The sequence below is a fragment of the Levilactobacillus enshiensis genome, from assembly GCF_007115095.1.
Lineage (GTDB): Bacteria > Bacillota > Bacilli > Lactobacillales > Lactobacillaceae > Levilactobacillus > Levilactobacillus enshiensis.
This window is the reverse complement of record NZ_SULH01000010.1, coordinates 25,043-37,608: the sequence shown is the minus strand read 5'-3', so window position 1 is coordinate 37,608 and position 12,566 is coordinate 25,043. Positions and strand designations below refer to the sequence as shown.

The window sequence follows — 12,566 nt, the reverse complement described above, 5'->3', positions numbered from 1 at the left end:
ATTAGTCTTTGTCGTCGTCAGCGTCTTCAGCATTTTCACGTGCATGCTTTTCAGCCAAGTCGCCTTGCATCTGCTTTTCGATGCCGTCAACGTGGTAGAACATCAGCGCAATACCTGAAAGCGCGAAGCCCAACAGTGGAACCCAAATGTAGTTCAATTCGATACCGTGTAAGGCACCTGCAGATTGCGTATGGTTGGCAACGTAACCAGTCCCAGTCAAAATCCAACCGGTGATCACACCACCAATCCCCATCCCTAACTTCGCACTGAAACTAGAGAATGAGGTAACGATTCCTTCGGCCCGGACACCGTTCTTCCATTCACCGTAATCAACGGCGTCAGCAAGCATAACGGCGATCAAACCGGAAACGAACCCAGTACCCATGTAACCAACGACCGTTGCAAAGATGATCATTGGAACACTGAGGTTGTTGGCACCTAAGCTCAAGAGCAATTGACCAATAACGGCCAAGATCATCCCACCGAGCATGGTGTTCCGCTTGCCTAACCACTTAGAGGTAGCTGGCGTTAAGACAACGGCAACCAAGGAAACGATTTGTAAACTCAGAACAAATGAAGCTAACGTTGCATCGTGCATGTTGTACTTGAAGAAGTAAACCGTCACTTGTGAACGCGTTTGCATCCCCATCCAGTAAATGAAGTTGATGAAGATGATGATAGCCCATGGCCAGTTACGCTTCAAAGCCTTCAAGGATTCCTTAATTGGAATCGATTGACGAGAGCTCTTCGTTTGTACCCGTTCATGGGTGTACTTGAAGACAAAGTAGAAAATAATAACAACGATAACGGCAACAATCAAAGCCCAGATGAACCAGCCACGTGCGCTAGTCGTTGAACCATGACCGAAGAAGGCAACCATGGTCAACGTAATCCCAGTAATAATCGTGGCACCAGCAGTTCCCATGAATTGACGAATGGTCGACAACGTAACCCGTTCTTGTGGGTTACTAGTCAATGATGGCAAAATAGAAGTAATTGGAATGTTAACGGCTGAATACAGCACATCAACCCCAATATAAGTAATGTAAGCCCAAACTAACTTACCCGTTAAACTCATGCTTGGCGTGGTGAAGACCAGGACACAGAACACCGCGAATGGAATCGAGAACCATAACCAGTACGGCCGACTCTTCCCCCACTTTGTATGCGTGTGGTCGATCATGATACCCCAGAATGGTCCATCAAAGGCATCCACAACCCGGGCAGCTAGGAACAAAGTCCCAACGGCAGCAGCACTGAGACCAAAAGTATCAGTGTAGAAAATCATTAAGTAAGTCCCAACCATTTGGAAGGACAAGTTGCAAGCGAAATCACTAAAACTATAAGCGATTCGTTCATTCCAAGGCACCATGTTTTTCGTGGTGACCTCGGATTTGGCAGCGTTTTCACTCATATGAAGCACCTCTTAGAAGTAAGGATATGACGGTGATAAAAAATTCAATTTCCAATGCAAATCATACTGTAACCGCTTCCAGTTGTCAATAGCTATTTTTAAGTAATCTACCTATATCAAGCGTACAGCGGAAAACTATAGAAATATTTATATGAAAGCGTTGACAATTAATAGTGACTCGGCTACACTATTGGTGACGATTAAAAAATTCAATTTCCGAAATTCTTTGTCAGAGGTGTTGTTCGTTAGAACTACCGAATTGACGCGGCCATGAAGCCCCGTCTGAGTTGTTTTATGCCCGGTTTCGCACCGAGTAGTGTTGGCGTCCAGCCCACGTCGGCCAAATTAAAGCGAGTTGGTTGTTTACATATTTTAGATTGCATTTAATTTTGGGGGTCGCCAGTGAGATTGCTCGCTGACGACCCCTTTTTGGCGTTCAATATCCTACTATTGTTCACGATATCTATCAACTGACGCCTGTGATACCAGACGGTACAGCCACTTGTCACCTTTGACCAACTATTCGTTGCGCCAAATTTTCGACTGACTAACGGCTAAGAAAAGTTCAGTTACCAAAGTGACTATTTGAAGCGATTTACGACAGGAATTAACTAAATTCCTAAAGACTGAGAGGATAACTAGGCAGCATAGTGGTTAATTCGCCTTACCGGCCGGCAGATATGGGCTGGATCGGTGCGAACACAACTTGAAGCCTCGAAAGAACCGAGTCTACAAGCTTGGTTTTCTACTAAGCCAGTAAGCAGATCACTTACTGACTAAGTAGAACGACGTGCCTGAGCCCATATCTGCCGACCTCTCGGCTTACGTTGTGTATATAGGCGACACTGAGACTAACTGTAATTGGCGTTATCAAGTTGACCCTAAGATATCAAATAACCTTTTCTTACAAATGTTGTCATGATAAAACACAGTTAGCGCTAGAGGAGCCCAAGGCTGGCGTTGGCCGTGAAGCTGATGTTGTTTGCCGTTTTCTCTGAAGCCAGCTTACAACACAGACGACTTTGGCAACACATGATTTTTGTGGTTTCAAAGTGAGCGAGAAGACTCAGTCCGAAGTCGTTCCACATTCCCTGATAGCCATAGTGCCGCCCAATTTAGCCTAATTTAACAGTGAGACTGGCTTCCCCCATACAGAGGCATGAAGACTCAATTTTACGCTTTATCTAAATCCATTAAAAAAGCGATTGACGCCCCCACTTACACGTGGAGAATGCGCCAATCGCTCTTTTACTCATTAATTTTAGTTAATAATCTTGTGAACCCGTTGTTGCAGTTCAGGAACCACTGACGCCATGAACCACGGGTGCTGATGTTGCCAGCCGTAGTTAAGTGGTGACGGATGCACGAGCGGGAAATAATCCGGTAAGTAATCCGCGTAGTGGGCGACCGTCGCCGTTAACGTCTTTTCGTGATGGGACAGGTAGGCTTTCTGTGCATACTGACCGATCAACAACGTCAGCTTAATGTTAGGCATCAGCTCGAGTAACGGCGCGTGCCATTTTTCGGCGAAACCTTTCCGTGGGGGCAGATCCCCACCATGTTCGTGCTTGCCGGGATAATAGAAATCCAACGGCAAGACGGCCAGTTTACCCGAATGATAAAATTGGTCCTTGGTCACGCCCATCCAATCTCGAAGCCGATTCCCACTGGCATCGTCCCAAAATGTCATCGACGCTTGCGCCTGCCGACTGGGGGCCTGACTGACCAATAGAATTTCTGCACCCGCAACCACATGATACAGCGGTAAAATCCCCTGCGCTGTAAAGTCAGCATTTTGTGGATCGGCTTGAATCGCTTGAAAAATATCGTCCGCTTTCGTCATCACTGCCCCCCCTTACTGACCTTTACTTTAAGGTAACGGCCGCACCAAATAAACTTCTCGGCAGAAGCCTTTCATCCCATTAAAGACCCGCTGGGCGCGTGATTGCTTGCTACACAAGCCAAACACGGTTGGCCCCGTGCCACTCATCTGAGCGGCATCGGCCCCAAACCTCATCATCTGTTGTTTCAGCTGCGTAATTTCGGGATAGCGATGCGCCGTCAACGGTTCCAGTGCATTCCCCATCACCGCGCACATCGCTTCGATGTCTTGGTCCCGAACAGCCCGCAGGAGCGCATCGATATCCGGATGTTCCAGGTCATCGTAACGAATCTGCTGTAAAATGCTGGGCGTGGAGACGCTAACCTTCGGCTTGGCCAAGACCACCCAAGCTGCTGGTAGTTTAGACAACGGTGTAATCCGCTCCCCGCGACCACGCACATGGGCCGTGCGTCCGTAAACGCAATAGGGTACATCCGAATCAATCTGCAATCCTAACTCCGCTAGTTCTTGCCAGCTTAAGTTAAGTTGCCACAGTTGATTAAGCCCCCGGAGGACCGCCGCCGCATCGGATGACCCACCACCGAGGCCGGCCGCTACCGGAATGTTTTTCTTGATGCGAATATTAACACCCTCATCAACGTGATACTTGGTTTGGAGTAAATGGGCTGCCTGAAAAGCCAGATTTCGCTGATCGTTGGGTAAAAAGCCGCTATCCGAGGCCACCCGGATGCGCTTGTGCTTGGTTAGTGTTTGAATTTCGACATAGTCCGCCAAGTCCACGGACGTCATGACCATGTTCCACTCCTCCGCCCCATCTTGGTGGTGATAGGGGGTGTCGAGCCCGAGGTTTATCTTGGCAGGCGCCTTTTCAATCAGTTGCATGAGCTCACCTTAATTCTAAATAGGCCACCGCCTACCGTTCTCGTGAATCTGATTAAGCCTATTATACTATGGTTCCTGCCAAAAGAAAAAGGGTTCTCCAAGAGCTGGGAGTTCTTTAGGAAAATAAAAAGCTAGATTGGGTCTGCCTGATTATCAGCACGTCTCCATCTAGGCCGTGAAGTCGCAACTATTGCTCTATTCGCAGCTTTTCGGCGCGCCCGCACCCGTTTCAGTCCCTATTTTAGGAGCGGTCCCCATCCGGATGACCGATGAACATTGCAAATTTTGGGTAAAATAAAAAGGCCTCATTCGGCCCAATTATCTATTCATCAAAGTCAACTTCGATGTTTTTGGTTAAAATATCGGTGTAGCTGTATGAAACCCGTTCAAATGAGTTTTCGTCTTGGTCTAAATCCACTACGAAAACGGCTGGATAGGTTTCCCGAAGAATTCCATGCCGCTCTGTCGTCTTCTTACGCCCGGCCTGTGCAATCACCATCAACTTTTCGCCGATGCGATCGTCCAGTTTGTTCTTAATGTTCGCTAAACTTGTTGGCATGCACTTCACCTCTGTGAAACAATTATAACATCGTTTCACAAAAAACGCAAATTATACCACAACCTGTCTCAAACCGCAAGAATCCACAATTGGTAAGGGTTACATAAGTCCTTCATTGTGAAAAGCGTTGGTTAATTCGATGAAATTTATCAGGGTTAGCCGTTCTGGTCGCAGCTGTCGTGAAATTCCAGTCTGGTTCAAAACAGATTCAATTCGTTCACGAACCTCCGGCTGTTTCCCAAAAATCCCCTGTAAATTGTTCCACAGTGATTTCCGTCGGTGCGCGAAGCAGCCCTTAACAAACTTAAAGAGGGCTTGGTCTTCGTACGGTTTAACCGGTAACGGGTCGCGCTTCGTCAAGCGAATGATTGCTGAATCAACGTTCGGTTGTGGAATAAATGCCGTCCGGGGCACTGCAAACGCAACTTCAACGTGGGCCCGGTATTGCATCACGACGGACAATGAGCCGTACGCCTTGGTTCCTGGTTCCGCCACTAAGCGGTCCGCCACTTCTGCCTGCATCATAACCACAATCGTGTCAAAATCCACATTACTCTGCAAAACGCCCATTAGAATCGGTGTCGTAATGTAGTATGGCAGGTTGGCAATGAGTTTTAGCGGATGACCGGGCTCAAAATCATGTTTGACGACTTCCGGTAAGTTCGCCTTCAAAATATCCTGATTGATGACCGTCACGTTGTCATAGTCCATCAACGTTTCGTCCAACACAGGCAAGAGATTCTCGTCGATTTCAAAAGCCACCACGTGATGAGCCTGCTTGGCGATTTGCTCAGTCAACGCCCCAATCCCGGGCCCGATTTCAATCACGTTGTCGTGCTCAGTAACATCGCCGGCCGCCACAATGTTGCGTAAGATGTTGAGGTCAGACAAGAAGTTCTGCCCCAGACTCTTCTTGGCAACTAAGTGGTACCGGTTAAGAATCGCTTTAGTCCGGGCTGGTGAGCCGATTTCTGGTACGCTGTTATTCATTTGCATTCTCCTTTGCTCGAATCTGTTTCAACGCTGCGGCAAAGTCTGCCGGTTGGATGCCAAACATCCGTAAGCGTTTTTCGAGCTGTTTGCCGTTAACGTAACCGATCTGCAAGCGTTCGCCAAGCTGTTCACGTCGTTCCTTAGCCCCAGCGCCACCAATCAAGCCAGCAGCCATGAGGTCTTCATGGGTAATCAGTGTTGGTGCCGCCGTGGTTTCCGTATACACGTGGTCCAGCGCAGCACGAATAGCTTCAGGGCTGGCATGTTCCACCCCCAGCGACCCACCGGCCTTATCCGGTCGCCCTTCGGCTTTGGGTAAAAAGGCGTGTTTGGCATTCGGTACAGCCTCAGCCACAATTTTACGGATTTTTTCGCCGGAGAAATCCGGATCGGTAAAGATAATGATGCCGCGTTGGTCGGCTAACTTCTCAATTAAGGCCAGCGTGTCATCGTCAATGGCGGAACCGCGCGTCTCAATGGTGTCGGCGTTGACCGCCCGATTGATCTGCTTGGTATCGTCCTTGCCCTCGACCACGAGGACCTCTTTAATCTTCTTCATTTATTTTGTAAAACTCCTCTGCGTTTTTAAACGTGGCAGCAGCAATTTCTTCCGGTGTGGTTTCCCGTTCCTTGGCAATCGCCTCAACGGTGTAACGCGTAAATCCAGGTTCGTTTTGCTCGCCACGGTGTGGTTCCGGCGTCAGGTATGGCGCATCGGTCTCGACCATCATCACATCCAGTGGTGTGGCTCGAACGGAATCGTGGACCTCATGGGCGTTCTTAAAGCTAGCGACCCCGGAGTAAGAGATGTGCATCCCCAGGTCCAAGAATTTTTTAAGCCACTCCGGATCCCCGTTAAAACTGTGCATCACACCACCAATTTCACTGATACCGGCCGCTTTAATAATGCGGTAAGTGTCTTCAAAGGCATCACGATTGTGAACAGCAATGGGCTTACCAACCTCTTTCGCAATCGCAATCTGCCGCGCAAACACCTTACGTTGCACGTCTTGCGGTGATGAATCCCAGTGATAGTCCAAGCCAATTTCGCCCAAAGCCACAACACGGTCATCGGCCAACTGTTCTTCCAGCAGCTTCTCTGCCGCCGCATCGTAGTTCTTAGAATCTTCGGGATGCCACCCGACCGCTGCATAAAGCTGTGGATATTGGTGCGCCAACTTGATTGCATCAGCGTTCAACTGTGTGTTGGAGCCAATGTTGGTCATCTTGACCACACCCAAGTCGGCTGCTCGTTTCAGGTAGCCTGGCACGTCATTCAGAAATTCTTCACTATTCAAATGTGTATGTGAATCAAATATCTTCATCGAATTCCTCCTTACCGTTGATTTCTTTAAATTAGTTAAGTTGACTAAAGGTTGCAAGCAGTCGCGCTATTCAATTAGGCTAAATTGGCGCACGCTGGTTGTCAGAAATTCCGCCCACTGTGGGGACGCTTTGAAGCCACCAAGAACACGTGCCGCCAAAGTCGCCCGTGAAGTAAGATTGCTCCATCTCTGACCTCCTTCGGTGCCGACTGTGTAAGCCGAGAGGCCGGCAGATATGGGCTCAGGCGCGTCGCACCGTTCCAGCGGCCGGTAAGGCGATGTCAACCACCATGGTGCCTAAATTGAACAACCCGTAAGCGGCAATTTAGCCGACAATAGCCGGACTTATAACCAACAAAACGCGGGTTGGCGTCATCTCGACCCGCCGCCCACGTTTTGATTATGGTTGTTTTATTAATTTCTTTAGCTCACGTCTGACCCGTTGACCATCGTACTTGGCAATGTCAGGAGTTGGACCTTACCGTCATGTTCGGCAGAGAGCAACATCCCTTGACTGACTTGGCCCCGCATCTTCCGTGGTTTCAAGTTGGCCACAATGACGACCTTCTTGCCCACGAGTTCTTGTGGTTCTGGATACCATTGGGCGATTCCCGACAGAATCTGCCGAGTCCCTTGATCACCAGCATCCAACTGGAATTTGAGAAGCTTATCGGCACCTTCAACGTGGTCGACAGCCTTGACTTCGGCTACCCGGAGCTCGATTTTTTCAAATTTATCGAAACGAATCTCTGGCTTGTTCAGCGTCAAATCGCCAGCATCATCTGTCTGCGCAGCTTCTTGTTGGGCTTGCGCCTTAGCCGCCATCGCCGCACGACCCTTGGTCTTTTCGGACTTGGTCATTTGGCCTTGGATAAAGTCGACTTCTTCTTGCACGTCGATCCGAGGGAAAATTGGCGTCCCCTTGGCAACGACCTGTTTGCCAGCTGGTAAGTCGGCGAGCTTCAAGTCAGTCATGGTCAACGTTGCTGGGTCTAAGCCCAACTGGGTAAAGATTTCCTTAGGCGCGTGCGTCATGACTGGACTGATCAGCGCAGCAATGACCCGCAGACTAGCGGCCAAATGTGCCATTACGGCAGCCAATTCGGTCGCCTTACTGTCATCCTTCGCGAGGTTCCAAGGTTCAGTCTCGTCGATGTACTTGTTGCTCCGTGAAACCAGTTTCCAGATTTCAGACAGCGCATCAGCAAAGTGCATCTGGTCCATCAAGTCATGGTAGTTGGCAATGACGGATTCAGCAGTGGCTTCAAGATCGCCGTCAAATTCGGTCACGCCAGCCGTGTAGACTGGTAATTTACCGTCTTCGTACTTGTTGATCATCGCAACGGTCCGGTTCAACAGGTTCCCCAGGTCGTTGGCCAAGTCGTAGTTCAACCGGTCAACGAAGTCTTCGGGCGTAAACGTCCCATCGTTTCCGTAAGGCATAGCACGCATCAGGTAGTACCGTAGCGCATCGAGGCCATAACGGTCGACCAACGTTTCAGGATAAATAACGTTTCCCTTAGACTTGGACATCTTGCCGTCCTTCATCAATAACCAGCCGTGCGCGAACAATTCATCGGGAGCTTCGATACCCAATGCATGCAAGACGATTGGCCAGTAAATGGAGTGGAACCGGACGATTTCCTTCCCCACCATTTGCACGTTAGCGGGCCAGAACTTCTTAAAGAGGCTCTCATCGTCACTGGTGTAGCCCAGCGCCGTGATATAGTTGAGCAAGGCATCGATCCACACGTAGACCACGTGCTTAGGATTGCTCTTGACCGGCACACCCCAAGTAAAGGTCGTCCGGGAAACGGCTAAGTCTTCCAAACCGGGCTTGATGAAGTTGTTGATCATTTCCGTCATCCGTGATTCTGGTTGGATGAAGTGTGGATGACTGTGGTAGAAGTCCAGCAACCAGTCAGCGTACTTGCTCATCTTGAAGAAGTATGACTGTTCCTTGACCAGTGAAACCTCGTGACCAGATGGGGCTTTCCCACCGATAACTTTACCGTTGTCGTCATGATAGACTTCAGCGAGTTGAGTCTCCGTAAAGTATTCTTCGTCATCTTCGGAATACCAGCCTTCGTACTCACCCAGGTAAATGTCGCCTTGCTTCAGTAAGCGTTCGAAGACTTCTTGAACGGCGGCAACGTGTTCCTTGTCGGTCGTCCGGATAAATTTGTCGTTGGAAATTTCCAACGTCTTCCAAAGTTGCTTGATGCCCTTAGCCATGCCGTCCACATATTCTTGGGGCGTCTGGCCTTGAGATTGGGCCTTATCTTCAATTTTTAAACCGTGTTCGTCGGTCCCCGTCAAGAAGAACACGTCGTAACCGTTGCTCCGCTTGTAACGGGCAACCACGTCACACGCAATCGTCGTGTACGAATTCCCGATGTGTAACCGCCCAGATGGGTAGTAGATCGGCGTTGTAATGTAAAAAGTTGGTTTGTCTGCCATAAAAGAAAAGCCTTCCCTCGCTCTAAATTATTCCGTTGTTTTCGGGTTAAAATTCAATGTAAATTCTAATTAAGTATAGCATAAACCCCGGTTCAGCCATAGCGCTTTACCGGGGATTTTTATTCTGATTTAACTAGTTAAACCGGGTGCTGACAAACTTATCCCACTTAAAACAAATCCAACTGCTGCGGTGCCAGATTCTCCCAGTGCAAACCCAGAATTGCCTGTAAGCGTTGCGCATTCGGAGCGGCATCGCGGCCGGAGTTGTTGTTAAAAATCACGCAGACATCTTTCGCCTGTTGATCCAAGCGTTTGACCAAGGCCGCAAAGTCCTGTAACTCCGCTTCCGAATACCGATACAAGGTTCGTGTCTTCCGCCAATTAGCGCCCTGATTGAACCAGCCCTGGGCATTGCGCCCGTGCAAGCGGACAACGGCTAATTTCGGTGTCGTGACCGTGTCGATCAATGGAATACCATCATTTAAATTGTGGGGCTCATCAGTCGTCACGTTGGTCAACCGCAACGACCGCAGATAGGCCAACACGTCCGTCGTCATCCCCGGCGTTGCAAACCAACTTGGACTCCGAAATTCGACCGCCACCGGCAAATTTCCCATCTGAACCCGAACATCTCGCAAATATTCAATGTTTGCCGTTGTCCGGTTGAAGAACGGTGGAAACTGGAAGAGTACCGTAAGCAATTTACCACTAGTCACCAGCGGCTGAATAGCCATTTTAAACTGCTCAAATGCCGTCGCCAGCATCGATGCATCAGCTGGTTCCTTGCGGTCGTGCTTGGTCATGACCTGATTGGCCTTCAAGATATACTGAAAGCCATCCGGCACAGCCGCCGCCCACTTGGCAACCGTGGTCTGCCGCGGAATACCATAGAATGGCGTATCCAGCTCAACCACCGGAAAATTCCCCGCATAATCAGTTAACGTCACCGGACGGTCTTCACCGCCAATCAGCGCGGGATGTTCAGTCCACGTAGTCAATCCAATACTAATCATTCCGTAAGGCTCCTCCTGATAAGGTTTCTAAAACGTCTGGCAGATTGCCACTACTTAAACCGTTCAAACTGTTTGATCAATTCCGCTTCGGGGGTGCTCAGGCGTCCCCGCAACTGACTGATCAGCCGCTTTCCTGCCAGTCGGTCATTATAGCGAATTCCCGTGACACACAGGTCGATCAAGGCAAAGAGGACCGTGACCAAGATGGCTTGCTGCCGGGTAAAGGTCGCATTGAACAGCGTCACCAGCTGCCCGTTAAAAGCCACCTGCAAGATCCCGTAGATGACTAACGTATCTGGAATCAATTGGAGAAAGCTGAGCCAGCGTAATCGGCGGACCAGCTGTTTAAGTTGCGAGATCACTTCTTGATGGCTCATACGCGTTACCCCCGGACCTGGAGTTCGTTAAAAAAGTCGGTTGCATCGGCTTGGACCATGTCATAGTCGAAACCGAGATCCAATTTCTCTTGATTGATGACAACCACCTTGGCCGCACTGTTCCGGTAGTCGAGTAGCCCAGCAAACGGGTAGACCCGCATTGACGTGCCGACAATGACCACCAAATCGGCCTGGTTCATGGCCGCCACGGAACGCTGAATGTTCATTTCGTTTAAGCCCTCATCATAGAGCACAACGTCTGGCCGCAACCAACCACCGTCCACCTCATGATGTGGATCTTGCAGGTAGTCCTGCCACGCCACTTTGGCGCCACAGACTTGACAGTGAACCTGGTACATATTGCCGTGGAATTCCACCAAGTGCTTCGTGTGCGCCACGTTGTATAGGTTGTCGATATTTTGTGTAATCACCATTGCCCGGTCCTGCTGGGTCAACGCTGCTTGCTTTTCATGAATGATATTGGGCTTGGCATCCGGGTAGTAAAGGTTGCGTTTCACGTAGTCGTAAAAAACGGCCGGTTCCTGAACTAAACAGGTGTGACTCAGATAATACTCAGCGTTGCGGTGGCCGGTGTACAGACCATTTTTTGACCGGTAATCCGGAATTCCAGAAGGCGTCGAGACCCCCGCACCAGTCAAAAATACAATGTGCTGTGCCTCGTCAAAGGTTGCTTGTAAGCTCGCTTCCATACCCAATCATCCTTTCTAAAATTAACGCAAGATGTATGGCATCTTCAACTGCTTAAAGAGGTCTTCCACCGTCATTTCATAAATCTTAGTGTAGTAATCCGGCGTATCGTCCTTCGGTGCTGGCGATGGCAACACAAACGCGTTCTGCTGATCAGACCGGTTAAAGCCAACGTACCCGCGCCGTTGGGTCGTCTTTTCGTGCATATCAGAATGATACAGTTCGAAGATCTGCTTGACGTTTAAGTTCAGCTGACGCTTAGACAAAATGCTAGTCAACGTGGTGAACTCCGTATTGTGCAGTGCAGGCAAGTGCCAAGCTTCCAATTGGGCATCGAAGGCCTTGAACAATTTGACCACGTTTCGACGCAAGGTAAATGGTGAGTCGACCGGCTTCTCGGTAATAATATCGTACAATTTCCGGGCAGCGGCGAAGCTGATTGGGTAATCGCGTTTGAATTGAGCGATAATCTTATCATTATCGAGGCCGAAGAAGACCAAGGCGTCCAACAGGGTCAGCGTCCGCAGGGTCATTTCATCATCGACCGGTGTCGGTTCTGGCTTGATTGTCGCCGTGACCCCATTTAAGTATAGTCCCTCAATCTCATCCGTGATCAGACCATGCTTACGTTGTTCGCTAACCACCACAATGTGGCTCACGATGTCGTAGAGTTCCGTGCCCATGATCATCAGCTGTTCATCAAGCTGGGGTTGACCAGTCGTCAATGAGAAGAAGACCTGAGGGAAGCCGGACAGGATCATCAGTAAATGAACCAGTTCGTGAGACGCCGTATAGTTGGGTGCCGTCAAATCAGCGACCTGAATGTTAATGTCCTTGCCCACCTGAATCTGTTGGGCTTGGTCGTGACGGACGAAACCCGCTTGGAGTTCACCAATGAATTGAACTTCAACCTTGCCAGGGTAGAGCGCGTTAACTTGATCTAAGAGGCCTTGAACCTCATCGTTTAATTGCACATCTTTTGCTTGCATAAT

At 49.4% G+C, this 12,566-nt stretch carries 12 protein-coding genes; all 12 read right to left on the bottom strand.

Annotated elements, in window-relative coordinates:
- Position 1: 1 nt before the first annotated feature.
- The gene (locus FAY32_RS10545; RefSeq protein WP_143463398.1) at positions 2–1,414 is read right to left on the bottom strand and encodes an MFS transporter; all 1,413 of its coding nucleotides are present in this window, start codon (positions 1,412–1,414) and stop codon (positions 2–4) included.
- 1,261 nt (positions 1,415–2,675) lie between these two features.
- Positions 2,676–3,257: a uracil-DNA glycosylase family protein gene (locus FAY32_RS10540; protein WP_143463397.1), complete on the bottom strand. Its 582-nt coding sequence runs from the start codon at positions 3,255–3,257 to the stop codon at positions 2,676–2,678.
- A 27-nt stretch (positions 3,258–3,284) separates the two neighbouring features.
- Entirely contained in the window at positions 3,285–4,139 is an 855-nt protein-coding gene (gene ispE / locus FAY32_RS10535) for a 4-(cytidine 5'-diphospho)-2-C-methyl-D-erythritol kinase (RefSeq protein WP_143463396.1), read from the bottom strand.
- A gap of 322 nt (positions 4,140–4,461) precedes the next feature.
- A complete protein-coding gene (locus FAY32_RS10530) occupies positions 4,462–4,698 on the bottom strand; it encodes a Veg family protein (protein ID WP_011667243.1) in 237 nt (78 codons plus the stop codon).
- Between the two features lie 99 nt (positions 4,699–4,797).
- Positions 4,798–5,688, bottom strand: a complete 891-nt coding sequence (gene rsmA / locus FAY32_RS10525) for a 16S rRNA (adenine(1518)-N(6)/adenine(1519)-N(6))-dimethyltransferase RsmA (protein WP_143463395.1) — start codon at positions 5,686–5,688, stop codon at positions 4,798–4,800.
- Positions 5,681–6,250, bottom strand: a complete 570-nt coding sequence (gene rnmV, locus FAY32_RS10520; protein WP_143463394.1) for a ribonuclease M5 — start codon at positions 6,248–6,250, stop codon at positions 5,681–5,683. Before rnmV ends, rsmA begins: the two co-directional genes overlap by 8 nt.
- Complete coding sequence (locus FAY32_RS10515; RefSeq protein WP_143463393.1) at positions 6,237–7,016, bottom strand: TatD family hydrolase; 780 nt, start codon at positions 7,014–7,016, stop codon at positions 6,237–6,239. Before FAY32_RS10515 ends, rnmV begins: the two co-directional genes overlap by 14 nt.
- 423 nt (positions 7,017–7,439) lie before the next feature.
- Positions 7,440–9,476: a methionine--tRNA ligase gene (gene metG, locus FAY32_RS10510; protein ID WP_143463392.1), complete on the bottom strand. Its 2,037-nt coding sequence runs from the start codon at positions 9,474–9,476 to the stop codon at positions 7,440–7,442.
- Between the two features lie 167 nt (positions 9,477–9,643).
- Positions 9,644–10,489, bottom strand: coding sequence for a DUF72 domain-containing protein (locus FAY32_RS10505; RefSeq protein ID WP_143463391.1), 846 nt, complete (start codon positions 10,487–10,489; stop codon positions 9,644–9,646).
- Between the two features lie 50 nt (positions 10,490–10,539).
- Positions 10,540–10,866: a hypothetical protein gene (locus FAY32_RS10500; protein WP_143463390.1), complete on the bottom strand. Its 327-nt coding sequence runs from the start codon at positions 10,864–10,866 to the stop codon at positions 10,540–10,542.
- A 5-nt stretch (positions 10,867–10,871) separates the two neighbouring features.
- The gene (locus tag FAY32_RS10495) at positions 10,872–11,576 is read right to left on the bottom strand and encodes an NAD-dependent protein deacylase (protein ID WP_143463389.1); all 705 of its coding nucleotides are present in this window, start codon (positions 11,574–11,576) and stop codon (positions 10,872–10,874) included.
- Between the two features lie 21 nt (positions 11,577–11,597).
- On the bottom strand, positions 11,598–12,563 hold the full coding sequence (locus FAY32_RS10490) for an IpaB/EvcA family protein (RefSeq protein ID WP_143463388.1): 966 nt from the start codon (positions 12,561–12,563) through the stop codon (positions 11,598–11,600).
- Positions 12,564–12,566: the final 3 nt, after the last annotated feature.

What these genes read in the sequence shown, in the direction of transcription:
- rnmV (WP_143463394.1), bottom strand. Translation starts at nt 6,250, where the DNA reads ATGAAGAAGATTAAAGAGGTCCTCGTGGTCGAGGGCAAGGACGATACC.
- FAY32_RS10490 (WP_143463388.1), bottom strand. Translation starts at nt 12,563, where the DNA reads ATGCAAGCAAAAGATGTGCAATTAAACGATGAGGTTCAAGGCCTCTTA.
- FAY32_RS10495 (WP_143463389.1), bottom strand. Translation starts at nt 11,576, where the DNA reads ATGGAAGCGAGCTTACAAGCAACCTTTGACGAGGCACAGCACATTGTA.
- FAY32_RS10530 (WP_011667243.1), bottom strand. Translation starts at nt 4,698, where the DNA reads ATGCCAACAAGTTTAGCGAACATTAAGAACAAACTGGACGATCGCATC.
- FAY32_RS10545 (WP_143463398.1), bottom strand. Translation starts at nt 1,414, where the DNA reads ATGAGTGAAAACGCTGCCAAATCCGAGGTCACCACGAAAAACATGGTG.
- FAY32_RS10515 (WP_143463393.1), bottom strand. Translation starts at nt 7,016, where the DNA reads ATGAAGATATTTGATTCACATACACATTTGAATAGTGAAGAATTTCTG.
- rsmA (WP_143463395.1), bottom strand. Translation starts at nt 5,688, where the DNA reads ATGAATAACAGCGTACCAGAAATCGGCTCACCAGCCCGGACTAAAGCG.
- FAY32_RS10500 (WP_143463390.1), bottom strand. Translation starts at nt 10,866, where the DNA reads ATGAGCCATCAAGAAGTGATCTCGCAACTTAAACAGCTGGTCCGCCGA.
- FAY32_RS10505 (WP_143463391.1), bottom strand. Translation starts at nt 10,489, where the DNA reads ATGATTAGTATTGGATTGACTACGTGGACTGAACATCCCGCGCTGATT.
- metG (WP_143463392.1), bottom strand. Translation starts at nt 9,476, where the DNA reads ATGGCAGACAAACCAACTTTTTACATTACAACGCCGATCTACTACCCA.
- FAY32_RS10540 (WP_143463397.1), bottom strand. Translation starts at nt 3,257, where the DNA reads ATGACGAAAGCGGACGATATTTTTCAAGCGATTCAAGCCGATCCACAA.
- ispE (WP_143463396.1), bottom strand. Translation starts at nt 4,139, where the DNA reads ATGCAACTGATTGAAAAGGCGCCTGCCAAGATAAACCTCGGGCTCGAC.